This window comes from Zarconia sp., assembly GCF_057467645.1.
This window is the reverse complement of the sequence record NZ_JBRJXU010000059.1, coordinates 1-24,699: the sequence shown is the minus strand read 5'-3', so window position 1 is coordinate 24,699 and position 24,699 is coordinate 1. Positions and strand designations below refer to the sequence as shown.

22 protein-coding genes are annotated in these 24,699 nt (G+C 49.2%); 10 read left to right on the top strand and 12 right to left on the bottom strand.

The genetic code is table 11. The features are described 5' to 3' along the window. The first annotated feature begins 217 nt into the window (after window positions 1-217). The 4 genes from glcD to AC2215_RS08550 all read left to right on the top strand — a co-directional run bounded on the left by glcD (window position 218) and on the right by AC2215_RS08550 (window position 7,192). Window positions 218-1,693, top strand: a complete 1,476-nt coding sequence (glcD, locus tag AC2215_RS08565) for a glycolate oxidase subunit GlcD (RefSeq protein WP_486809578.1) — start codon at window positions 218-220, stop codon at window positions 1,691-1,693. 622 nt (window positions 1,694-2,315) lie between these two features. After that, on the top strand, window positions 2,316-4,634 hold the full coding sequence (locus AC2215_RS08560) for an ATP-binding protein (protein WP_486809556.1): 2,319 nt from the start codon (window positions 2,316-2,318) through the stop codon (window positions 4,632-4,634). A 1,063-nt stretch (window positions 4,635-5,697) separates the two neighbouring features. Next, window positions 5,698-6,129, top strand: a complete 432-nt coding sequence (locus AC2215_RS08555) for a hypothetical protein (RefSeq protein ID WP_486809555.1) — start codon at window positions 5,698-5,700, stop codon at window positions 6,127-6,129. Between the two features lie 754 nt (window positions 6,130-6,883). Next, window positions 6,884-7,192 carry a hypothetical protein gene (locus tag AC2215_RS08550; protein ID WP_486809554.1) on the top strand — a complete coding sequence of 103 codons (309 nt, stop codon included), beginning with the start codon at window positions 6,884-6,886 and terminating at the stop codon, window positions 7,190-7,192. Here the strand turns inward: AC2215_RS08550 and AC2215_RS08545 are convergent. Next, window positions 7,189-7,833, bottom strand: coding sequence for a Fic family protein (locus AC2215_RS08545; protein ID WP_486809553.1), 645 nt, complete (start codon window positions 7,831-7,833; stop codon window positions 7,189-7,191). The genes AC2215_RS08550 and AC2215_RS08545 overlap by 4 nt on opposite strands. Window positions 7,834-7,838: 5 nt before the next feature. Then, window positions 7,839-8,120 carry a hypothetical protein gene (locus AC2215_RS08540; protein WP_486809552.1) on the bottom strand — a complete coding sequence of 94 codons (282 nt, stop codon included), beginning with the start codon at window positions 8,118-8,120 and terminating at the stop codon, window positions 7,839-7,841. Between the two features lie 224 nt (window positions 8,121-8,344). On the opposite strand from AC2215_RS08540, the gene AC2215_RS08535 reads away from it, so the two are divergent. Further along, complete coding sequence (locus AC2215_RS08535; RefSeq protein WP_486809551.1) at window positions 8,345-8,899, top strand: glutathione S-transferase family protein; 555 nt, start codon at window positions 8,345-8,347, stop codon at window positions 8,897-8,899. A 145-nt stretch (window positions 8,900-9,044) separates the two neighbouring features. Here the strand turns inward: AC2215_RS08535 and AC2215_RS08530 are convergent, their stop codons facing one another. Continuing rightward, window positions 9,045-9,803 carry a phosphonate ABC transporter ATP-binding protein gene (locus AC2215_RS08530; RefSeq protein WP_486809550.1) on the bottom strand — a complete coding sequence of 253 codons (759 nt, stop codon included), beginning with the start codon at window positions 9,801-9,803 and terminating at the stop codon, window positions 9,045-9,047. Between the two features lie 738 nt (window positions 9,804-10,541). Between AC2215_RS08530 and AC2215_RS08525 the strand changes: the two genes are divergently transcribed. Both AC2215_RS08525 and AC2215_RS08520 read left to right on the top strand, forming a co-directional pair. Beyond that, the gene (locus AC2215_RS08525) at window positions 10,542-11,783 is read left to right on the top strand and encodes a response regulator (protein WP_486809549.1); all 1,242 of its coding nucleotides are present in this window, start codon (window positions 10,542-10,544) and stop codon (window positions 11,781-11,783) included. A 588-nt stretch (window positions 11,784-12,371) separates the two neighbouring features. Beyond that, on the top strand, window positions 12,372-13,595 hold the full coding sequence (locus AC2215_RS08520; protein WP_486809548.1) for a response regulator: 1,224 nt from the start codon (window positions 12,372-12,374) through the stop codon (window positions 13,593-13,595). 137 nt (window positions 13,596-13,732) lie between these two features. Here AC2215_RS08520 and AC2215_RS08515 read toward each other — a convergent pair whose 3' ends face one another. Next, window positions 13,733-14,638, bottom strand: coding sequence for a putative selenate ABC transporter substrate-binding protein (locus AC2215_RS08515; protein WP_486809547.1), 906 nt, complete (start codon window positions 14,636-14,638; stop codon window positions 13,733-13,735). Between the two features lie 602 nt (window positions 14,639-15,240). Here AC2215_RS08515 and AC2215_RS08510 point away from each other — a divergent pair. Together AC2215_RS08510 and AC2215_RS08505 are read left to right on the top strand one after the other, a co-directional pair. Next, entirely contained in the window at window positions 15,241-16,521 is a 1,281-nt protein-coding gene (locus AC2215_RS08510) for a valine--pyruvate transaminase (RefSeq protein WP_486809546.1), read from the top strand. Between the two features lie 225 nt (window positions 16,522-16,746). Further along, entirely contained in the window at window positions 16,747-17,328 is a 582-nt protein-coding gene (locus AC2215_RS08505) for an Npun_F5749 family FMN-dependent PPOX-type flavoprotein (protein WP_486809545.1), read from the top strand. A gap of 349 nt (window positions 17,329-17,677) precedes the next feature. Here AC2215_RS08505 and AC2215_RS08500 read toward each other — a convergent pair whose 3' ends face one another. The 6 genes from AC2215_RS08500 to AC2215_RS08475 form a co-directional block, all read right to left on the bottom strand. Continuing rightward, window positions 17,678-18,838, bottom strand: a complete 1,161-nt coding sequence (locus AC2215_RS08500) for a succinylglutamate desuccinylase/aspartoacylase family protein (RefSeq protein ID WP_486809544.1) — start codon at window positions 18,836-18,838, stop codon at window positions 17,678-17,680. A gap of 192 nt (window positions 18,839-19,030) precedes the next feature. Then, on the bottom strand, window positions 19,031-19,870 hold the full coding sequence (locus AC2215_RS08495; RefSeq protein WP_486809543.1) for a beta/alpha barrel domain-containing protein: 840 nt from the start codon (window positions 19,868-19,870) through the stop codon (window positions 19,031-19,033). After that, window positions 19,860-20,351, bottom strand: a complete 492-nt coding sequence (locus tag AC2215_RS08490; protein ID WP_486809542.1) for an OsmC family protein — start codon at window positions 20,349-20,351, stop codon at window positions 19,860-19,862. Before AC2215_RS08490 ends, AC2215_RS08495 begins: the two co-directional genes overlap by 11 nt. A gap of 127 nt (window positions 20,352-20,478) precedes the next feature. Beyond that, window positions 20,479-20,922, bottom strand: a complete 444-nt coding sequence (locus tag AC2215_RS08485; RefSeq protein WP_486809541.1) for a protein tyrosine phosphatase family protein — start codon at window positions 20,920-20,922, stop codon at window positions 20,479-20,481. A 92-nt stretch (window positions 20,923-21,014) separates the two neighbouring features. Then, window positions 21,015-21,701 (bottom strand): cupin domain-containing protein, encoded by a 687-nt coding sequence (locus tag AC2215_RS08480; protein WP_486809540.1) that lies wholly within the window; start codon window positions 21,699-21,701, stop codon window positions 21,015-21,017. 158 nt (window positions 21,702-21,859) lie between these two features. Further along, window positions 21,860-22,480, bottom strand: coding sequence for a glutathione S-transferase family protein (locus AC2215_RS08475; protein ID WP_486809539.1), 621 nt, complete (start codon window positions 22,478-22,480; stop codon window positions 21,860-21,862). A 188-nt stretch (window positions 22,481-22,668) separates the two neighbouring features. Here AC2215_RS08475 and AC2215_RS08470 point away from each other — a divergent pair, with 188 nt between their 5' ends. Further along, window positions 22,669-23,235 (top strand): TetR/AcrR family transcriptional regulator, encoded by a 567-nt coding sequence (locus AC2215_RS08470; protein ID WP_486809538.1) that lies wholly within the window; start codon window positions 22,669-22,671, stop codon window positions 23,233-23,235. A gap of 58 nt (window positions 23,236-23,293) precedes the next feature. On the opposite strand, the gene AC2215_RS08465 is transcribed toward AC2215_RS08470, so the two are convergent. Together AC2215_RS08465 and AC2215_RS08460 are read right to left on the bottom strand one after the other, a co-directional pair. Next, entirely contained in the window at window positions 23,294-23,641 is a 348-nt protein-coding gene (locus AC2215_RS08465; RefSeq protein ID WP_486809537.1) for a XisI protein, read from the bottom strand. Window positions 23,642-23,716: 75 nt separating this feature from the next. After that, complete coding sequence (locus AC2215_RS08460) at window positions 23,717-24,697, bottom strand: glycosyltransferase (RefSeq protein WP_486809536.1); 981 nt, start codon at window positions 24,695-24,697, stop codon at window positions 23,717-23,719. Window positions 24,698-24,699: the final 2 nt, after the last annotated feature.

The window sequence follows — 24,699 nt, the reverse complement described above, 5'->3', positions numbered from 1 at the left end:
ACTCAAAAGTACCCGTTGGGGAGACTGGCAAATTGTGAAGCGCGCAACAAACTTGAGTCACCCATGGTGCCGATCTCTACGATCTGACCTCGAAAAATTACATTAAAATGACCTAATATGCCCGGTGTTAAACTAAAGAGCACAAAATTTAGATTCCAATTCGAGTTTAGTTTTTTTTATTTCTTTCCATTTCATCGATCGTTCCTCCAAATATATGATGATTGCCCGAGATCGAACCCGAAACTGGCAGCCTATTATCGAACAATTTGAAGCCGTTGTCGGTCCCCGTGGGGTTGTTCGCCGCAAAGAAGAGTTGCTCACCTACGAATGTGATGGCCTCACCAGCTACCGGCAGCGTCCGGCGGTTGTCGTCTTGCCCCGCACCACCGAACAAGTCGCCGAGGTGGTGAAAATTTGCGATCGCGCCAATATTCCCTGGGTTGCCCGAGGAGCCGGTACGGGACTCTCTGGGGGGGCGCTGCCAGTGGAAAATTGCGTGGCGATCGTCACGGCTTTGATGAAACGAATCCTCAAGGTGGATCTCGAAAATCGGCAAGTGGTGGTGCAGCCGGGGGTCATCAATAACTGGGTCACGCAAACCGTCAGCGGAGCGGGATTCTACTACGCCCCCGATCCCTCGAGCCAAATTATCTGCTCCATTGGCGGTAACATTGCCGAAAATTCCGGCGGCGTACACTGCCTCAAATACGGCGTTACCACCAATCACGTTCTGGGTTTGAAGCTGGTTCTCCCCAACGGCGATATCGTCGAGACGGGCGGGGCGGTTCCAGAAATGCCGGGGTACGATCTGACGGGCATTTTTGTCGGTAGCGAAGGGACGTTGGGTATCGCCACGGAAATTACCCTGAAAATTCTCAAAGTCCCAGAAGCCGTTTGCGTCCTGCTGGCGGATTTTGCCAGTATCGAGGAAGCCGGGGCGGCCGTTGCCGATATTACCGGGGCGGGCATCATCCCAGCGGGAATGGAGATGATGGACAATCTGAGCATCAACGCCGTGGAAGATGTGGTGGCACTGGGGTGCTATCCTCGCGATGCCGTGGCGATTTTGCTGGTGGAACTCGATGGTTCGACGGTGGAAGTGAGTCAAAATAAAGAGAAAGTGGCCCGGCTGTGCCGGAAGAATGGCGCCCGCAGCATCACCACGGCGAACGACCCCGAGACCCGCATGAAACTTTGGAAAGGTCGCAAAGCAGCTTTTGCCGCCGCCGGTCATATGAGTCCCGACTATTACGTGCAAGATGGGGTCATTCCCCGCTCTCAACTGGCTTACGTTCTCAAAGAAATCGAAGCCCTTTCCGAACGCAGCGGATACCGGATTGCGAACGTCTTTCATGCGGGGGATGGAAACCTGCATCCTCTAGTCCTTTACGATCGCACCCAAGAAGGAGCCCTCGAGGCGGTTGAAGAAGTGGGGGGCGAAATTCTCAAGCTGTGCGTCGAAGTTGGGGGAACGATTTCCGGAGAACACGGCATTGGGGCTGATAAAAGATGTTACATGCCGAATCTCTTTGCCGAAGCCGACTTAGAGACAATGCAATGGGTTCGCGATTGTTTTAATCCGAAGGGACTGGCCAATCCGGGAAAAATTTTCCCGACACCGCGCACCTGCGGCGAAGCTGCTCGGGCAAAGGTCGAACTCCAGCAGCAGGTTGAAGGGGTCGAGCTGTTCTGAGACGCGCTCTGAGGGTGAATGATGTCCGCTCTTCCCCGTTGGATGGATAGATACCATTCCGAGACTGAAGAAGACTAAAGAACGTGGGTGAAATCGTATGTTGCAACAATATCGAGTCTGAGGATCTCGAAGCGGAATCGCGATCTCGAAAATGGAGCTACCCCAAGCTCGACGATCCGAACTCGCGGCATATAGCAGTAGCCACTGTCGTTAACGTCACTTCGGGATAAAACTGTTACCGGCGAGGGTGAGGTGTAGGGTGTAGGGTATGGGGTGTGGGGAATTCGCAAAGCGCTATCCTCGATTCTAACTCACCCACCTCCAGTTAGGGAACTTCAGTCCCTCTGGGCCTTACCGCCTTCGGCTTAACCCGAACTGACGTTAGTTAGGACACTCAAGATCGTGGGCTGGGGGCTTCGGGGCTTGTGGGGGCAGGGGGAGGAACGATCGCGGGTTAATTGCGGTTAATTGCACAATTGTCCGGCGTTATCCGAACCGCTTTAGTGGTTGCTATAAATCGTTGAATTGCAGCAAAAATGAATCCGAATACGATCGTGGGTTATTCAGCGCGCTGTTTCTGTTGGGCGACAAAATATTGCAGATTGCGAGATGGTAGAGCGCGATGGTAGCACAATGGCAGGGATGGATTCGGTTTTGGCAGCGTCGATCGCGTGCGGGATGGGAACCTCGTCAGCTCTTGGTGTGGATTGCGGCTGGTGGGGCGATTGCTTGTATCGCGATCGTGGCATTTTCGAGTTATCAATTAGCCCGAGCATTAACCATCGAGGAGTTTCAAAACAAGATGGTCCTCGACGTTCAGTTAGGGGTCGATCGCCTGGATGGGTGGCTGGCCGCTCACCAGGCAACCCTACAAGCCATCGCCCGCACCCCCACCGCCCAAACCTTGGATCGCGATCGAGTATCGTCTTATTTCAACCGCGAAGTTGCTTCTTCAGAAGAATTGCTCGATTTGGCTTTAGGTAGTTTCCAAGACATCATTTACTCGACCCATACCATCAACCGATACTCACCGAGTTACCAAACCGTTCGCGACGCACTCCAAGGAGAAGTGGCGGTTTCCGATCCGAGATTTTCCTTTGCCTCGGGCATTCCTCAAGTGACGATCGCGGTTCCAGTGGGGTGTACGAGCGCACTCTGTCTGAATTCGCAGCCGATCGGATTTGTCGCTGGAACGTTTGAAATCCAGCCATTGATGGCAATGGTGGAAGCTTTAAAATTCAAATATGCTACCGGGAGTTATGCCTTCGTTCTCAATCGCGTCGGACAACCGATTGTCGATCCCCAGGAACGCTGGAACAAAACCACCTTACTCAAATCTCCCGATTCAAACCTCCAACACATCGCACGACAAGCAATTAACAAGAAAAATAGTATCGAACGACTGGAACTGAATGGGGAATCGGTTTACGTCGCCTACCAACCGCTTCAACAGGTTAATTGGTCCCTCGCTTTAGTGGTTCCTCTGGGCTACCTCGAATCTCAACTCGTGCGACTGAATATATTGGCCGTCGCGTTGGGTATCTTGTTGGTCTTGGCAGTGGGGTTTGCCTTAAGGCAGGCAGTCTCAGCCCAAAAAAACCGCTCTCTTGCGGCGCAAGAAGGATTGCTCGATCGCCTCACCAGCAGGATTCACGCTTCGTTAGAACTCGATCGCATCGTTGATACCACCGTTGAAGAACTCGTCGAACTCCTGAGCTTGGATCGGGCGGCTTTCGGTTGGTATTCTCCCGAAGAGCGGATACTCGATATTCAGTGGGAATGCGATCGACAAGGAAAATTCAGTAGTCTCGGGCAATTTGCCGTCCCGATGGATTTCGAGTTTCAATTACGGCAGGGTCATCGCATTATCCTCAAGTGTATCGATATTGACGTTCCCGCCCGAAATGTGGAACTCGAAGCTCATAGTTATACTGCACTGCCGATTCGACCGTCGTACCATCGGCTGGGATATCTCATCTGCATTCACGCCACGGGCTGGTTTTGGCGAAACAGCGAACAAGTTTTATTGCGATCGGTGGCCAACCAATTGGCGATCGCCATTACTCAATCTCATCTGTACGCCCAAACTCAAAGTCAAGTCGAACAGCTCAATCAAACATTATCGAAGCTCAAAACCACTCAGGCTCACCTGATTCAAACGGAAAAAATGTCGGGTCTGGGTCATCTGGTGGCGGGACTCGCCCACGAAATCAACAATCCCATCAATTTTATTTACGGAAACTTGACTTATGTTTCTGAATATGCGTCCGATCTTTTACAATTAATTGACCTGTACGATGGCACGATGACTCAGCAACCTGGGGAAATCGAGCACTTTAAAGAAGATATCGAACTCGATTATATTCGGGAGGATTTACCGGGTATTTTACTCTCGATGAAAGAGGGCGCCGATCGCATTCACAAAATCATTTTATCCCTACGAACTTTTTCCCGCCTCGATGAAGCTCAGAAAAAACCTGTTAATATCTATGAAGGTATCGATAGCACGTTACTTTTACTCAAGAATCGCCTCGAAGATAAGATTAAAATTATAAAAAACTATGCCTACATGCCGGAAGTAGAATGCTATGCCGGACATATGAATCAAGTTTTTCTCTATTTGCTCGATAATGCGATCGAAGCTCTCAAACAGTCTTCTAATCCCGATAAGCAAATCATCATTTCGACAGCCGCTATTCCCAATCCCGAACAACAATCCATTTATATTTCCATTGTCGATAACGGTCCGGGAATTCCACCGGACATTCAAGATAAAGTCTTCGATCCATTTTTTACCACCAAACCCGTCGGTCAAGGAACGGGCTTAGGATTATCAATTAGTTATCAAATTATTGTCGATCTCCATGGCGGTGCCATTTCAATAGACAGCGTTCCGGGGCGGACGGCAGTGATTCTGGAAATTCCCGTTCGCACTTATTAAAATTTTGAGGAAACAGGTTTAAGGCGAGTTTGGGTTAAGGATGTTGAACCCTCAATTTTCGACCCAAACGAGGCAAATTCGTTTTCTGCATCCGAAAATTGACAACGATCGAATGCGGATTTTATATCAGATCCGGGTAATGAACCATAATACGCCATGTGCAACTTAATTCTCCAAAATCCTCTCCCACGGGGGGAAGGGGGAATGGGAAAAGGGGGATTTTTCGACAGGGTAAAACTCGATGGCGTGTCGAGAGTGTCGCTGACATCGGAACTATCCTTCCCCTCATCCGCATCAATAACCATCACTCGTCCCCATGGATGAGAGACTTTCATCCGAAAAGGCGAAGCTTGCACCCGGTCGTCCCGCATACATTAGTAAGTAAGCAAGACAAGTCACGCACCCAAGTTACTTCCCCATTCATCATTGATGAGTGGGGATTTTTTATGTATCAGCACTCAGTTCTCGTGCAACGCGGCAGAAATAACTACCCAGCTCTCAATCAGTGAAAGCTATACACAGTAAGCATTTTTAATGCGCGAATTTTGCATTTTGAATTCTGCGTAGCAGCACTAGGCTGTCAGCATTCAGCCTTAGCTCCCCGATCGCTTTGCAAGATGTTTGCGTCCTATCTTTATCAATTGCGCTTGATTCTGACAGAGCAATTCTTCAAGTGTCACAGGAAATCGTGTTTGCACTCGTTGCTATTTTGGTTAGTTATAGCGGTTCTCATACTCATGAGGTAGAGAGTTTCTGGTTTTAGGGAATGGGGAATGGGGAATGGGGAATAGAATTGGGGTGTACCTCATAAGAGGCGAGAATTGCTATATCGTTAAATCGGCGAACTCGATAACTTTTCTGACTCGGCGATGCCAGCTCACCTCACCAGGAATTTTGAGTATTGACCCGAACTCACGTTACTGACCCACCACGATAAGAATTCAGGCGCGCTCCTTCTCGAAAGTGTTTCTCTTGAGAGAGTGGCATGGGGTCGCCGTTCAACTCGAGCAAATGCTCCTAGATTAGGACTATCGCAACCCCATGGATACAAGAGTGAAGATTCATGCCGCCTCAACCCCTACTCCCACCCACCTTAAAATGCCAGAATTCTGACTCGGATACCTCACCTCAGTTGTCCGTTGTCAACCGATCGATTTTCAACGGCAAGTTCTTATCATGCGCCACACCCCTGAATCGATCTCATGGCGATGGTGCGTCTACCCGACAACTAAACTCCCATCGTGGCAACATCAATTCTCTAGGGTTATCGATTGGATTGTACGAAATCCGATTCAGTGCGAGACATTCCATTGCATCGGTGGTTACAATTGTAAAGAGGATAACCAGTGCAGTGCGATGGAAAAAAATGTTCGTTCTCCTGGCGACCTGGGCAATTGCCGAAGTGATGCTCAACTGTGTCGGACTTGACGATTTAGCGGATTATGGGGAGTTCGTGTTCGATCGCGATCGAGCCGGTCCCCATCAACTAATTTAGGTGCATTCATATCGCTCGACCTCCATCAGATTAAGGCGATCGAAAAACCTAGAGCGAGCTATATCGGCAAGATGAAATGCGATCGCACCCTTGAGAAGCGATCGAACGTTTCCCTTAGATGCGATCGCGATCGCACGATGTATTGCGTGAGATCCAACTCATCAATGTGCAGCCTCACGTCTTTTGATGAGAAAGTTCACGGTTTTTCCGGACCTCGATCGCAGACACGATCTTCGATCGGGACGATACTGGTATACATCAGAGTTCAGGAGTCCAGTACGTGAAACTTCTCTATCGTTTTCAATCTTATCAAGTTCAGTCCAAAAATATCGAAACCCTCGATACCGAAATTACTCCTCACTTTCAAAATCTTCTTAATCGCTCCCGCTACGGGGTTTTAGCCCCGAATAGTAGACGCAATAACTTCGAGTCTTGTCCCGTAGCAGCTCGCGGAAAACCTCACTCTACATCCACGGGTAATCTGCTCGGGGCCTGGGGTTAATCCCTCTGTGACGATTGCAATTTTGTTTGAAACTTCTCAACTTCTCTGACCGAACTCTCTTCGTCACTCCCCTCACAGCCGTAACGGCGATTGAGTCCTAAGTTGCACTTCCATTGCGACCCCATCCGAATCTTTGACTCCGAATTGATGCGTACGGGCGATCGCGCTTGGGTTTGCCGGGGGTACGATCTTTTAAAATCCAGTCTTTAGTGACAACAGGCTTTTACATCCAGGTTTTTCAGTTACAGGCTTATGTCTTCGTTTAATATTCATACTCATGTCTCTTCTGATGGAGACGATCTCAAGTTGTTGCGTTGGAGTGCGGCGAGCGATCGCCCTTTGGAGTCTACCCTTCTCGATGCATGTTTTGGAGGGACGAAGCACTGCACCATCGACACGCCAAGAAGTTCCCCCGATCGATTTGCCGGATGGGGGATGCTGGGAATGCTGGTCGTTCTCGGTGCGGCACTATTGGGTCAACCCAACCAAATTTCTCAGTTTCCAGGGATGTCTCCCGAGATAGACTCGTCGATCGAAAAGAATCGAGGGAGCGATAATTAACCAATAATGCAGCTCAGAATATATTCCTGCAAGGGAACGGGGTTGCCATTTCGATACTTGACCAGGCTATCGACGTAGGCAAAATCCTGCGGTCGCGGACTGATGGGAAAGCGTTTGGGCCAGTAGCCGTATCGCCCTAGAATCGCCCAAACCACAAATCGTGCGGCGTGACCGTTACCGTTGGCATAGGGATGTATCCGAAGAATCTCTTCAAAAACGCGACATGCCACGGCGATCGTATCGAGCAAGTGCTTGACTTTGCGATTCTGCGGACCCGATTTCGGGTGAGTCATATCCAAAACTTCCAGTCCGAACTGAATCGTTTCGGAAAGCTGCTGCATTCGTTCCCCGACGATCTGCGGATGCGCACCAACGCGAGCATCGCCTTTGACGTCGATATTATAGTGTTTGAGACAGTGAAAATCCGAGCCGCGATAGTTGCCAGCAAAATACTCGCACTCGGGTGGGGTGAGTTCGGAGAATAGATGTCGATGCACCGAGCGAGAATCGATGGCGATCGAGGCAGAATCGATTTCCTGACGGCGAAGCTGAACGAGAAGGTCGATCGTTTTCCGTTTGAGGATTATCTCTCGATTGGGGAAATCGGCATATTCCCACTCCGGACAATCTGACGGATACATTCGGGTCAATCGATGGTTTCGACGACATCGCCAGCCAGTTGGGCGGCCCAGGTCTCGATATCTTCATCGGCGCGCGTTTGCAGAGCGGTGACCGCTTGGAAGGCGAGGCACTGTAAATGCATCGATTCGGGACGGGGTTGCAAAGATCGAACTCGAGCGATGAGGTCGAATAAGCTTTGTAAAGATGCGTTGGAGAACGAGGGTCGCGATCGATTCCCAGCAATATCTGCGGCACTCCAAGCGAAGGTTAAATTGGCTTCGGGGTTCGCTAAATTGACACTTTCCATCCTAGCGTTATCCTTTCTATGCAACTTGCAGCGATCGAGATCTCGATCGTGCTTCTATTTTGTCACATTGGTTAGATCGTCTTTGTGGCTGTCCGATCGTATCGGAGTCAATTGTCAATCTTCACCCCATGTATCGGTACGTATCGGTGGTGTCGCGATCGTCGATCTCAACTCGAACTTCGATATGCTAGGAAAGGCCATCGAACCAATTGGAATATCGATCGATGATTAAACTTTATGGTGGTGCGCGCAGCAGAGCAACGATCGTACGCTGGTATCTCGAAGAGCTTGGGGTTCCCTACGAGTTCGTGCTACTGGATATGCGATCGAGCGAGCACCTCAAACCCGAATTTCTTGCGATTAATCCCATCGGTAAAGTTCCCGCGATCGAAGATGGAGATTTAAAACTGTGGGAATCCGGGGCAATTTTGCTGTATCTGGCGCGAAAGTACGGTCAGATGCCGGAGTCGATCGCCGAGCAAGCGATCGTCGACCAGTGGGTGTTATTTGCCAATGCAACCCTCGGACCGGGCATTTTTGTCGAAGCCACCCGAGAACGGGAAAAAGACCGTTTGCTGGCTCCCCTAGATACAATTTTTGCATCCCAACCCTATATGCTCGGCGATCGCTTTGGGGTGGTGGATGTTGCCGTCGGCTCGATTCTGGCTTACATTCCCATGATGCTCCAACTGGACTTGAGCGATTATCCGGCAGTGGTAAAGTACATCGAAGGTATCCAAAATCGTCCGGCTTATCAGAAAGCCATGCAAGGTCGTTAGGGATTTGCCGGTATAGCCACTGCGCTCGTTCGCGATCGAGGGTGGAGGCGAGTGGGGGGAGCTGGGAGAGCGATCGTGAGCCGAACCCTTGAATTTTCGTTGAGCTCAATTGTAAAAAACCTAAACCCCACACCCCACACCCGAGTTAATCGATACGATAAAGAGCGTCGAGTTGTGCTCGAGATAAGTTAGAGCTGGGGACATCGAAGACGATGCGACCTCCGCGCAAACCGATCGTTCGATCGCAATGACTGCGGGCCAATTCGATATCGTGAAGGCTCATCACCAGAGTTTTTCCCATTTTTCGGCTCAAATCGACGAGTAAATCGAGCACTTCCCGACTATTTTCTCGATCGAGACTCGAAATCGGCTCGTCAGCCAGAATGACCGCAGGATTTTGCACCAGAACTCTAGCGATTGCCACGCGCTGCTGTTGCCCTCCCGAGAGTCGATCGATCCGCTCGTAGAGTTTATCGGGAATTCCCACTTGGGTCAGAGCGGCAGTCGCTGTCTCGACTCCCAACGGCCAAAATAAAGAAATTGCCGCTTCGAGCCAAGACCAGCGACCGAGCATACCGGCATTAACATTGTGAATCACCCAGAGTCGCTCGACTAAGTGAAATTGCTGATAGATCGTACCCACCTGTTGTTGCAGCGATCGTAATTGCTTCGGTGCGAGCTGCGACAAATTGCGACCGAGTACCTGAATTTGCCCCCCACTGGGCACTCGCGTTCCATTGAGTAAGCTCAGAAGGCTACTTTTTCCCGCTCCGCTCGACCCGACCAAGGCAACTCGCTCCCCGGCGTGAATTGTTAAGCTAATCTCCGTTAAAGCCGAGTGCCGTCCGAATTGTAAAGAAACTCGCTCGAGTCTGAAGATCTCACTTGGCTTGAGTTGTACCATGACCGAGATAGAATTGCCCAAATCGAAAAAACGATTCGATTGTATTGTACCGATCGACTCAAAGAAAAGCTCTGTGAGAGTCTCCGTATTTTTGCAGGTGAATGGGGGCAGTGTATTCCCATTTCATCAGCGATCGAGAAAACTTTGTCGAAACTTTAGTAAATTTTGGTGCACTTTCAATTTCTAATGGGGTATATTCTCAAAAATACCCACGGTTTTTCCCTTTCAACGAACTCACTCAATTAAGCCCCAGGCAAGGCAAAGAGGTTCTTGAGGGGCCAACCCGATCGCAAGATACCATTCGAGCGATTATATTCTCCCTCGCTCGTCGAGTCTCCCCTGCACGACTTATCCAATCCGATTGCCCCGCTCTCGCCTCTAACAGAACGAAGCCGGACCTTGACCAGAGATGCCGATCTCGAGCGTCAATCGGAAGAAAGATGCAATCAACCGCGCTTCCCGGTTAAAATGCCTCCAAGAAGTGGTTGGCAACAGCGAAAGAGTCTTGCGCGATCGCGCTTCACAATTGATATGGGGTAGACCCGTCCATCAGAATCATCGACTAAAATTTGCACTTTCGATCGCGCGCTATCCCCGGAGCTTTCACAAACACCTGCATAAACTTCGCTATGATGACCAATAGCAGCTCGGATTCCCGTGAGGGGAAACCCTATCAACTCAAAATTGATAATCGGATCGTTATAAGATCGTCAAGAATTAACGGGTGGAGCGAATATAGTGGTTAATGTTAAACAAAAGTCTAATAAAAGCCTGATTCAACAGTTAATCCTGCAAAAGCAAAATCAGTTTACAGGTCAAATGCTGATCCAGGCTCCCTCAGATATGCAGTGGACGCTTCACTTCCGAGCGGGATATCTGGTTTGGGCAACAGGAGGCAAGCATCTCGTTCGGCGATTGTACCGACACATTTCTAGACAATGCCCGCAAATTGAATTTGATATGCTGGCCATTCGAGATGATGACGAGCGTGAATGTGGATGGGATTACCAAGTTTTGACGATCTTGGTGTGCCGACAATCCATTTCTAAAGAAGATGCAAAAATTATTGTTTCTCGTCTCGTTTCTGAAGTTTTATTTGATATTTTACAATACCATCAGTTTATCGAATTTTTAACCTACGACTATCATACAATTCAAGATTTATCGGAAGCCGTCACGGGTGTTTTGACTTTGCTCGATGTTGAAGAAGTGACGGTCAAAACCTTAGGTCATTGGAAGGCATGGCAAAAAGCAAATTTAGGTTTTTTTCTACTACATCTGGCTCCAGTTTTAAGCGATGTGAAGGTGCTCAAGCGCAAAACATCCCCAAGAGCCTATAAAAATTTGGTCAAGCTCATTGATGGCAAACGAACGCTGCGGGGATTGGCAAAATTAATGAAAAAGGAGGAAATGGTGGTGGTTCGATCGCTCTTTCCTCTCATCCAGAAGGGATTGGTGCGTCTGGTGGAGCTTCCGGATCTTCCTCGTCCTCAACCACCGGTAAAATCTGTCCGAACTCGCTCTTCCGACTTGATCAAAAATCGACACTTAATTGCTTGTGTCGATGATAGTCGTCAAATCGGCTGGCAGCTTCAAAAAATTCTCAAAAAAGCCGGTCATCGGCTCATTAAAATTCAAGATCCCCTGCGTGCCTTATTTACAGTCGTTGAGAGCAAACCCAACCTAATTTTCTTGGATTTGATGATGCCAGTTGTGAATGGCTACGAACTCTGCACGCAACTGCGTCGGGTCTCAGAACTCCAGCAAACCCCAATTATTATCTTAACCAGTCAAGATGGAATTGTCGATCGCGTTCGCGCTAAATTAGTTGGAGCTTCGGGGTTTATGTCGAAACCCATTCGAGAAGATAAAGTATTATTGGCGATTGAAAAATATCTTTCTTCTCCCCCTTCAGAAACAGCCGGTTTGACAACGGCAATCAAAACGATGCCACCTTCACCATCCAATGAATTCAAATAATTTTGGATCGCGATCGATGGGATGGAAATCGAGGCATAATATTCGAGCCAGATAATTTTTCAACCGACGAGTAATGTTGGGACAAACACCGAGAAAAAAATAGACGTATAATATTTTTATATATTTATATCTTTTTAATAAAGAAAGCCTACTTAAATTTTATAACTTTATCTGGGATTTAACGGAACCATCGGTATCGCTTTAGATTTGCCATGGAAAAATTCAGCAAAATCACTGATGGCATTGATGACATATCAGTTTTACCATAGTTTTTATATAAGATAATGCCTAAAAGTTGGCAATCCTATATTTTTGCATCTATCTTGAAGATCTCCCAAGCCAAATGCTATGCCTAGCGGCAATCGTTTCGCAAAAGTGTAAGATGGAGTGCAAAAGTGTAAGATGGAGTGCAAAAGTACGAGATCGCAAATCTTGCTATTGTTGTTTATATAATTTTTTTTAATTGCTATAATTTTCATTTTTTATTCTAAAAATCGAAATATTTTTCCATTGAAAACTGTAGCAACGACCGAAGAATTATATCGATAAAATTTTAAAAATAAACTTAGGGCTTAGACAAGGAAGCTTATGGTTTCAGAACTCAAAAAAAGTAATCTTCAAAGTCTAGTTCATCAACTTGCCCTTAAAGAACAAAATCTCTTTACGGGTCAGCTCAAAATCTATATGCCCTCGGGAAAAAGTTGGACGCTACACCTGTGCGTAGGACGTTTGATTTGGGCAACCGGCGGTCATCATGTCGTGCGACGCTTGTATCGCCATCTATCTAAGCAATATCCGCGCCTCCGCTTAGAGATGATGACACTGCGAGAGCAAAGTGATTTTGAATACGGCTGGGACTATCAAGTTATTAACGTCTTACTTTTAAGAAAAAAAATAACTAAAGAACAGGCCAAAGATGTCATTTCTCAAATTGCGCTCGAAGTTCTGTTCGATATCGTTCAGTACGAAGCGCAGACTTCATTATCTTACAAAGAAGAATGTAGCGACTTAACGCAGTCAGCGATGGGAATCCTGACATTACTCAGTATTAAGCCGATTTTAAAACAACTATCCCAGAGGTGGGCAACTTGGCAAAACGCCAAACTCGGTTCTCTTTTACTGCAAGCGGCTCCCCAGTTACAAGATATCGATCGACTCCAGCAAAAAACCTCTCCCCAAGCCTACGCTCGTCTTGCAAAACTCATCAACGGCAAGCGGACATTTCGGGATATTGCCAGTGTTTTGAAGCAAGACGAAGTCACTGTCATCCGCTCGTTGAGCGGTTTAATTCGCAAAGGATTTATTCGTTTGGCATCCCTACCGGATTTTCCACGTCCGGGTCTGCTGCTGAATGCTAGTTCCAGCAGCCAGATAGCGATCGTGCGACAAAAACCCCTCGTGGCTTGTGTCGATGACAGTTACAAAATTTGCTGGGAAATGGAGCAAATTGTCACCAAAGCCGGTTACGATTTCCTTGCCATTCAAGATTCCGTACGAGCGTTAGGTTTGCTCATCGATCGCAAACCCGACCTCATTTTTATGGATTTAACAATGCCTGTGGTCAGCGGATACGAACTCTGCACTCAAATTCGTCGGGTGTCCGCACTTCAAGCGGTCGAAATTGCGATCTTAACGGGCAATCGGCTCGAGTCTCTGCGGGGTCGCTTGTTGGGCGCATCAGATTGTCTGAGCAAACCCATTCAGAAGAAAAAGATCGTGGCGACACTGCAAAAATATCTAGCCGTTGCTCCCATTGCGAGCCATCATTCGATCGAACATCGTCCCATCCAGCGTGCTGCCGTCCAGGTTTGAGAATCGTGAGAACGCGCAATGCTCGGGGTAAACAGAAATGGGAAGCAAATTCAAGAATGCTGAGAATTTCCCTACATTCTCAGCGTTCGAGAACTACTTCGAGATCGTAGATCGCTCCGATCGAACCACAGTCACAGCTACTGAATTTTCCCGATTTCCCGTCCGACCGCTTCGATCTCAGTGTAGTTCTCATTCTTCGTCGAGATAAACTTGTCGGCTCCAAAGAGTTCGAGAATCTCTTGATGTTCTGGGACGGTGGGATCTAGCTTAAATAGGGCCTGTTGCACTTTCTCAACAAAACCCTCCCCGTAGCGTTCTTCGATTTTTGGATTGACGACCCAGTGATAATCGTAGTAAGTGGGGGTTTGCCAAATCACTTGCACGCGATCGAGATCGACCTCTCCCGTTTCCACCCGATCTTGCCAAACTTGAGAATTGAGCGCTCCCACTTCGTAGGTTCCGGCTTCGACGAGGGTGATGGTCGCATCGTGAGAACCGGAAAAACCCACTTCCCCCTGAAAATCTGACAAACTGACCCCTGCCTTCCCTAAGAAATGCTGGGGCATCAATCGTCCTGAAGTAGACGACTCGCTGCCAAAGGTGAAGGTACGTCCTTCAAGCTGTTTGAGTTCTTCTATGGTGTCGAGCGGTTCGATGCCGCTCTCTCCATTGGCGATAAAGACGCTGGTAAATTTTTCGTCAATATCCCGTTGGGCGATCGCCTCTGCGTTGGGAACCTGTAGCCGAGCTTGCACCCCCGTCAGTCCGCCAAACCAAACTAAATCCAAATCCCCGACCTTAAAAGCGGTCACGGCAGCGGCGTAATCGGTCACGGGTTTGTATTCTACCGGAACCCCCAACTCTTGCTCTAAATAGACCGCTAACTTACTGTAGAGTCGCTGCAGCTTTTCGGGGTCGCGATCGGGAATTGCCCCAGCCATCAACGGTTGAACTTCTGCTTCTTTCTGAGATGCTGAGGGATTCGAGCATCCCATCACCGGTAGCATCAAGCAGAACAAACCCACCCAAAATACATTTTTCACGATCGTACTCCTCGATCTTGATGGATAATCGGCATTCGATCGAATCCTGGCGATACGATCGCTCGTACTGCTACGCAGAATTAAAAATGCGCGCATTAAAAATTAAAAATGCTTACTATGCATAGCTTTGTGCGGTTGAGAACTGGGTACTTATTTCTGCCGCGCTGCACTAGTCATTGTATGACACCCCTCGATGGCCTTCGCGGCTACCATAAAATCTTTAGATTTCGATCGCTCCCGAAGATCGCGTACTGACCGTTTTCGTTGGGCTGAGAATCAAGAGCTTCGGGGGGATGGGGAGCATCGGGAGAGAAATCAAGACGATGTGAAATTTCTCGCTCGTGAGAACGAATCATCTGAACTCGATCTCACCCCCAAACCTTTCAGATCGTGGAAACTTTTGCGGTGGGGGACTTCCGATGGCGCTACAGACAAGTCGGAGTCGAGGCAGAACTTAGCCGGGAGAAGCTTTGCTACGACGGCATTATCAGAATCTTCTCGCCCCGTCATTTTACTTGTAAAGTGGTATTACACGATTAACCATCGCGCGCTCCATCGTTGACGCAATTCAAAACGCAATTCAAGACGCAATTTAAAGAGTTATGAATCCCAGTCTCACTCGATTTGGCGAACAGATGTCCCACCTCACCGGGGTGCGGGCAATTATGAAAGATATTATCGAAACCCTAGAAGCCGATCGAGGTCGAGAATTTATTAACTTGAGTGCGGGGAACCCGGTGATTTTGCCGGAAGTCGAGCAATTGTGGCGCGACTGTACTGCTGATTTACTTTCGAGTTCGGAATATGGTGAAGTTGTCTGTCGCTACGGTTCGAGTCAGGGGTATCAACCCTTAATCGATGCAGTGATTGAGGATTTCAACGCTCGATACGGTCTCAACCTCAACAGTCGCAATATCTTAATTACCCCCGGTTCTCAGGCGATTTACTTTTTTGCGGCGAATGCCTTCGGTGGGTATACCTCTGACGGACAGCTCAAAAAAATTGTCTTGCCCCTCAGTCCAGACTATACGGGGTATGGCGGGGTGAGCTTAGTCCCCGAAGCTGTGGTTTCCTACAAACCGGCACTGGAAGTGGATGAAGCCGGGCATCAGTTTAAATACCGCCCGGATTTCAGTCAGTTAGAAATTGACGAAACCACCGGCTGCGTTATTTTCTCTCGTCCCTGCAACCCCACGGGGAACGTCCTCACTGATGAGGAAGTGAATAAAATTCAAGCCCTCGCCAATGCATTTGACGTTCCGGTGTTAATCGATTCGGCTTACGCCCCACCCTTTCCGGCATTGAACTTTACGGAAATGACCCCCGTGTTTGGCGGTAATGCGATCCACTGCATGAGTCTTTCGAAAGCTGGGTTGCCGGGGGAACGCATCGGCATTGCGATCGGCGAGGAACCGGTGATTCAGGCACTGCAATCGTTCCAGACGAATTTGTGCATTCACTCCTCCCGCTACGGACAAGCGATCGCGGCCCGGGCGATCGCATCGGGGGGGTTGAGCGATATTGCCACCCACGTCATTCGCCCCCACTACCAGCAGAAATTTGAGGTCCTTGAAGAAACCCTCAACCAAGCGATGCCCAAAGATGTTCCCTGGTTTTTACATCGGGGAGAGGGGGCAATTTTTGCTTGGTTGTGGTTCAAAGATTTACCGATTACCGATTGGGAACTCTACCAACAAATTAAAGAAGTGGGAGTGATTGTCGTTCCTGGCGAGTCTTTCTTCCCCGGACTTCAGGAAGATTGGCCTCACAAGAAACAGTGCCTGCGGGTGAGTTTGACGGCAACGAACTCGGAAATTGCGACGGGGATGCGGCGTTTGGCGGAAATTGTCGAGCGGGTATACCAGCGCGTCCCGGCCATTTAACCGTTTCTCATCGATATACCCTGGATGGGGAAAGCTTGGGGAAACCTCTGGGTTTTGAATGAGGCAGCACGGAATCCAGAACTCACACTGGGGAGATCCGATGGTGCAGCGACCCATGATGGGATAATTCGAGCGAGATGCTCGTCCGCTCTCTCCCGGCAATCCCTCAAGCTCTCCCGACTTTGACCCCAACCCAATACGTCGACCCGAATCGATCTCAAACTTATGTCTATTGCTCCTTGGAGATCGCTCCTGACGGCGGCACTTCATCGCAATCGAAACCTTTCCCACGCTCGTTACTTACAACTGGCGACGGTTCGATCGGACGGACGACCGGCAAACCGAACGGTCGTGTTTCGGGGATTTTGCCAGCACTCCGATCGACTCCAGTTTGTGACGGACGGTCGCTCTGAGAAGGTGGTACACATTCAAAGAAATGCTTGGGCAGAAGCCTGCTGGTATTTTCCAAAAACCCGCGAGCAGTTTCGCTTGTCGGGTCAATTGATATTGGTGAGTGCCGATTGCGACAACATACAATTGCAGCAGGCACGTCGCACAGCCTGGGAAAAGTTATCCGATCGCGCTCGAGAGGGGTTTGCCTGGCCGCCTCCGGGGGAACCTCGCACTCAAATCGAAGCTTTTGAGGGATTGCAAGTCGATTCGATCGAGCCATTGCCACAGTTTTGTCTGCTCCTGCTCGATGCTGAGTGGGTCGATCTCTTACAACTGCGATCGAGTCCTCACGATCGCGTGCTTTACCAACGTCAAGACGATGGAACTTGGAGCGATCGAGAACTAAATCCTTAAGATCGAGTTCGGTTGAATACTTATAGCAGGCCCGGCCGGTATCATTACAAATTTTCAGTCATGGGGAATGGAAAATACCTATTTCTTCGATTTGTGTAAATACACCAGCGCGAAGCGCTATAAAATGACAGTTGTGGTGAGAATCGGGGGCATCGGGAGCATGGGGAACGCCGACCGAGAGACTTAAAGAAGAGATGGATCGGGTTGCGCTTATTAGATCTCTCCAGAAATCAAAAATAAAATCAATTTAGATACCGAATTCATACATTTTTTATCCCTTTCCCCCTTAAACATTAACCCTTTTCCACCAGAAGTCTATTTGTCACGAATTATCCGAACTGGATATCACTCAAAGTCGATCGCTCGTTGCGTTATGACTTAACTCCATCACGCCCAAAACGTATTCTCCCTCATTCACGGCGTGGTTGGTGGAAACTTGAAATACTCGTCCCGAGGCTTCTGCAAAAACGTCGATAATCTCCGGTAAGCGACCAGTTTTGTTGAAACAGAGAATTTGGTAAAGAAGTTGTCCGGCTTGGATGTGAGTGCCGAGATCGACGCGAGATCGAATCATCCCCCCCCGTGAGGCGTAGTAGCCTTTTACCTGACTTTTGGGGGTAAATTCGAGTTTTTGAGATAGGCTTTGATAGAGGGGAAATCCAGGAATATCAAGGATTTTTTTGTAGGACAAATAATTCTTAATTCCCCGGACTCCGCGAAAGACGGAATCGGGGTTAATTTGCATCCCCGAACCCAATTCGACTGTCCAGGATTCGACATCGAGTTTTACCGATTTCCCGAGCTTTTCAAATTCAGCTTCTAGTGCCAACCAAGCTTTTAAAAAGGCTTCATCAAAAGCCTGACCGTCGTATTCGTTGAAGAGAATACTCGAATCGAGCAAGAAATACCGGGCGCTTTCTTCTTGCCCTTGAAAACAGTAAAGATAATCGATCGATTGGTTCGTACTGCTGTGGAGGTCGATGACGTAGTCGGCATCCAAACACAAGGCTTGCAGGCGATATCGATATCGATCGCTAAAAGAAACGCTACTGGGTTTTTCTTGTTTTGCAACCACTCGATCGAAGCAGTTTTTTATTTGTTTACGGTAATTTTCTCGGATTTGACTCGGTTCTAAATCAAGATTATTTTGGGCAAATTCTGAAATTTCTTCTCCTTCTTTTTCGTAGTCCCAAAAAATACGATTCCAATCCTTCCCATCATAGGGATTGTAGCGTCCGCTGGAAAAGTGATGCGATCGTTGATTTGTACCCAGGGGATTGCAGGTGGGAACCAGCCAAATCTCCCCATTTAACTGCGTCTCATCTAACGTACCGAGAAATTCGATGAGTTGAGAAATGACTGCATTGCCGACAATTTCCGCGCCGTGTAGGTTGGCTTGCAAATAAGCTTTTTTTCCCGGCTTTGCCCCCACAAACTTGTAGACTTGTATCGAAAGGATGTCGCCCGAGGCAAGTTCGGCGATCGGAATTGTTGAAATGGTTGGAATCATAGAACGATGTTAGGGTCGCTGACCCGATGGAGGCGGATCGTTTCTCCGGCACGTTTCATCAAAATCGAACTTTAAAGCGTAAATTCGACGCATCTGCAAGCACGTTTTTTTATCGATCGAATCCCTCGATCGGCCACCCTGAAACTCATTGTACCAACTTGATGGCAAATCGATCGGATTCATGGTTTCCATCTAAGGGGATTGGCGGGATTTGGAGAGGATCGTATCGACAAAGTTGGCTGCGGTAGCAATCGCTGCGGGATTCACCGCAATTCGATCGCCCCAACAGTTTAGAATGGCGATCGCCACTTCTTCTAGATCGGCATTCCCTTTTCGCGCCCCTAAACCCCGCAGGGAACATTCAATTTGGTGAACTCCCGCATCGATGGCGGCGATCGAGTTTTCGACTGCTATTTCCTTGTCATTGTGACAATGTACCGAAAGGATGGCGCGATCGATGTTTTCCACTTCTGTGATGATGCTGCGAATCAAACCAGAAAATTCCGGTGGCGCTGCCAATCCCATACTATCGGGAATATTGATAGTGGTGGCACCGCTGGCAATTGCAACTTCAATGGCGCGGTGCAAAAATTCGGGTTGAGCGCGGGTGGCATCGAACGCCGACCACTCTACATCGTCGCAGTATCGGCGCGCCAAGGCAATCTGAGTGGCGATCGTTTCTAAGACTTGCGTCCGATTTTGCTTCGGAGTCAGACGAACGTTGGTATAGAGGTGAATTCGGGCCTTTTGCGCTGGTTCTAAGGCTTTTGCCAGGGTGAGAATTTCAGCTTGTGTCCCCCCCGCCAATCCGCAAACGATCGCCCGTTGCAGGCGTTGGGAGACCTGGCGAATCGCCTCAAAATCGCGATCGAACCGTCCCGGATACCCCACTTCTACGATATCGACACCCACCCCTTCGAGGAATTGCGCCAGTTCGATTTTCTGCGCTAGCGTCATCTCCACCCCCGGCGCGAGTTCTCCATCTCGCAGGGTGGTATCGAGAATCCAAATTCGGTTGGTATCAGTTGACATCAGTTCGCCCGTTCGAGCAAATTTTCGGTTCGTGCAGCACCGGAAAAGCCACGGAATTGGCGATAAAACACTCTTCCCCAGCTTGATGGTGCAACTCGCGCGCGGCTTCTAAATTATCTGGAGATTCGATGGTAACTTGAGGGTGCAATATCACTTCTGTAAAGCGAATTTTGCCATCTTGACACACCATTTTCCCGATCGCTTCGTCGGTATAGGATACCACCCAAATTCCCGCCCGCGCGCACAGTGCCAGGTAGCTGAGCATGTGGCAAGAGGAGAGGGACATCACTAGCAATTCTTCCGGGTTGTAGAGGGAGGCATCGCCGCGAAAGGTGGGGTCTGCCGAACCCAGCAGAGGCTGTTTCCCTTCGACGGTGGATGTATATTCGCGGGAATAAGATTTGTAGTCGGAAGTTGCCCCCTGACTTGCTCCCGTCCAGCTCGTTTGTACGCGATAGATATGAATGTGTTCTTTGTTCATCGAAGTTTCCGCAGAATTAGAGATGCGATCGCCGTCATTGAATCATTTTCGACAGCTATTCTCCGATAGGTTAGAAAATCGTATTCTATGCACGGAATAGCACAGATCGAGTCTCCGTATCGATCGCCTAACCCCATTCCGATCGGGCGTCACTTATCAGTTGCTGCCAAACCCCTTCCGGCTGCCAAATTTGATTCATGGGATAAAGTGCTTCCGATTCGGGCAAGTTTAAAACGTATTTTTGCCACAAATAGATAAAACAAGAAACTCTCATATTTTTGGCACAATGGACCCAAACTTTTCGAGCGTCTAGGGACTGCATCAACCCGAAAAAAAGACGGACTTCTTCGAGTTTCGGTGCTTCCCAAACAACAGGAATCTGAAAGTACGCCATCCCCGCCCCGGTGACGATCGCTCCTTCATCGGCGATCGCGTTATCCGATGTCGGGAGTGCTAAATTGATGACGGCATCGTACCCGGCATCGGCAATCTCTTGAAATTGCGATCGACTCGGTTGTCCCGACGTGGCAAGTTGTGGGGAAACTTGATAGTAATTCTCTATGTCTTGCACGAGCATCTCTCCAATTGGGGCGATCGATTTGGGGACTCATGCAATTGTATTATCAGTGATTCGTGGATAAAACTGCAGTTTTTTTAGGTTTTTTACCGAGATGGCGCAGTGAGCAGATGGGGATAAGCGAGATGCCCGGTTTTCATCCACACTGTACAACCGGCTGAACCGGCGATCGCCTTCAGTTGCGATCGAACGGGCAAGCGCAGCCAAGCGTAACGTGGCAACCTCTCCCCCTGCATCTCCAAACTGCCATCGAGAACCAAGAGTTCTAAACCCCCACCAGCGTCGATTTCACAAACAGTATTCGGTTCCCAAATCTCCAAGCGCACCTGCTCTCGTTCGTCGGCAAACAGCGGTTTGACGCCGACACCCGATCGTCCTGCGGGATGAATTGCCGGGAGTTTGTGGGTATCGATGCGAGTGTGGGTGCGATCGCTACTATCGAACTGCCAGAGTTTGACGAAAATAACGCATCCCGGTGCGGAAGCGGGAGTATGTTTGGAGGTGGGCGGGTTGCGGACGTAGCTGCCTGCCTCGAAGTCGCCATGTTCGTCTTGGAACACTCCCTCCAAAACCAAAAACTCTTCACCTCCCCCGTGAACGTGTGGGGAAAACTCGCTACCGGGGGCGTAACGAACGATGGATGTGGCGCGGGCTTTTTCATCACCAATCCGATCGAGCATTCGCCGTTCGACTCCGGGCATTGGCGAGGGCTGCCAGTCGATATCGGCGCTGCGAACGATAACGCGCTGGGAAAAATCGGCATTGAGTTCCACGAGAACCTCCGGTATAGTACTCTGTCAACTTTGCAATGAGGGAGGATGGGGAGTATGAATTTTTAATTTTGCGGAAAGTGAGCGGTGTCGGTTTGAGTCCCGTTCAACTTTCCAAGACGCATTTTTAATTTTTCATTCTCTCCCCCTGCTTCTCCCTATCAAGCCTTCGCACTGGGACGGCTATTGACGCGATCGCGCCACGCTTTGAGGTGAGTCGCTTCTTCTGGAATTTCGATCTCGCAGAAGTCGGCGAAGGCAAACCCGGCCATGGCGGTGATATCGGCAACGGAAAAGTTCTCGCCAGCGATATACGGTTGCTCGGCCAAAGTTTCATTGAGGCGATGCATGGTTGCGATCGCCCGTTCTCGCTGCTTCTCACCCCATTCCTTGTTTTGATAGCCTTCAATTTCGGCTCCGAGTCCGGGGGTGGCGTGGTGGAAATAGGTGCCGACGGCATCGAGCAGATTGGCTTCGGTACGACGCTGGCTCATGTGAATGAGGGCGCGTTCTTTGGGCGATCGTCCTGTCAGTACCGGCTCTCCGGCGAGGTGGTCGAGATACTCGGTAATCGCGGTGCATTCGGCGATCGTCGTGCCATCGTCTAACTCCAGTACCGGAACGGTTCCGGCTGGATTCTTCGCCAAAAATTCCGGTTGCTTGTGTTCGCCACCGGGTACGTCCACCTGAACGAACTCGACGCGATCGGTTAACCCCTTTTCTGCCAGGGCAACGCGGACTCGGTAGGGATTGGGGAAGCCTTGATATTCGTAAACTTTCACTGTGAGTTTTGCGTAATAGTTATTTTGTCTATCTAACGTTCGTCAGACAAATCTATCCTCACTCAAAAAAAATAACTTGTCAACCTCTATCTAACGTTCGTTAGAATAAAGTGCAATTCATCCTCAAAACCCAACCCATAGAAGCTTTGCGTCAATCCTGGTTAGATAATCTAAGAACGAGTTGTGAAATGATGCCAAAGCCAAACTACTCCCAGAAAGCCAACGAAATCCTCGATGCTGCTGAAGTCCGGATGCGGCGCGGCGGCTTCGGTGCGGTGAGCTATCGAGATCTCGCTGCCGATGTGGGGATTAAGGGATCGAGCGTCCACTACCATTTCCCTCAGAAAGCGGATTTGGGACGCGCGGTGGTGGAACGCTATACCGATCGCCTGCTCGAATTTCTCGATGCACCCGATCGCCCTGAAGAGTCAGTTGAGGTGCGAATTGGGCGGCTCTGCTTGGGGTATCAAAATGCATTAAACCACGACAAAGTGCCCTGTCTCTGTTGCGTTTTGGGAGCCGCCAGTTTGGATTTACCCCCGGTGGTTTCCGAAGCGGTGAAACAGTTTTATCAGCAACTGATTGATTGGACAACGATTGCGCTCGGCGATCGCTCCGATGCTGCAACCCTCGCAAAGCACATTATCGGTACGCTACAAGGCACGATGATTACAGCGCTAGCATTGAATCAACCGGCACTCCTTGCAGATGCCACTCCCTATTTGCTGCGGTTGGTGATGGAAGAAAATGGGTAGTTTTGTTCGAGATTGGATCGATCTTTCGGAGTCAAGATAATATTACCCAGACTCGATTTCAAGCAAACTCTGTGAGTTTCCGTTTGTTGGGATGATGAAAGCCGAGAACGATATCTTTTGAGGGAATACCAGCAGCTAGGAGATCGTCAACCACACACAAATCTGTGGAGTCTTGTTCGACCCAAACTTTGCCGTTTTTAATGCTCAGATACATAATAATATACTGCACGAACTGTTGGTCATCCCAACCGAATCTAAACCAGAGATATTGACCTCGATTTTTATCTAAGGCGAGTCGATCGCTAACTTCAGACTGATTATGGAAATTCGCTTGCTCCGTTGCGAATTGATAATATCGGGTGAGGATACTCTCAATGATTTTGTGGTAGGAGCTTAAGCTATCCATAGTAGAATTGTTGCCTTTTAAATATTGAAAATCGTTAAAATTCGTTGATTTTGACGGGTCAAAACTTGTATAGATTCAATTTTTAATTGATAATTTTTCATGATTTTGACTCACCCACGCCGTCACTTCCTGCCATTGTGCTAAGGTTACCAACCCCTCAGCATCCAAAACTTTGCCGATATTTTTCGAGAACGCCGCGAAACTCTCCACCCAATTGATAATTGCTTCTAAAGGAAGATAGGGAGAATATCGCCACGCCTGCTGCAACGCTTGCACCATCTCCAGCAGATGCCCGGTATTGTAGAGATACCAACCGATCCAGACCCAGGTACTGTAGCGAATATCTGGCTCCAGCAGCCGAATATGGGGCGGTACGTCCGGCTGGGCGAAGAAATAGTCTAAAACGGTCGCGAGCGATCGCGCTTGGGGAAGCCCCTTGTACATGGCGCTATCTGCATGCTGGCGGTATAACACGGTAATCTGTCGCAACCACGCCGCCTCGCATCCCCGCAGCGCCAACCGCAACACCAACTCCGTATCCTCCGCCGGGGGAAACCGGGAATCGAACCCTCCCACCTCTACCAACCACTGACGACGAAACATCATCGCGCTGGGGAGAACCGGTTTCCAGCGCAACCAGGATTCTAAATCCAGGGTGGGAATCTCCTGCCATGGTTCCACATCCAGCAGGGGGTTCCCTGCCGCGTCGACGCGCCGCCAGCCGCTATGCACCATGCCTAACTGGGGTTGTTCGGCGAATACCGCTATCTGCGCGGCGAGTTTGTCGGGAAGGAAGATATCATCGGCATCGAGAAAGGCAACGAACTCCCCTGTTGCGGCTTCAATCCCCCGATTGCGCGCGGCGGATACCCCCTGATTGGTTTGGTAGATGTAGTGCAGGCGATCGCCATATTGCTCTACGATCGGCTGTAAGATTTGCTGCGTCTCGTCTTGAGAACCGTCATCGATGACGAGAATTTCCCAGTGGGGGTAGGTTTGCGCCAACACGCTGCGGATGGCGGCAACGATGTAGCGATCGCTATTGTAGGTGGGAATGA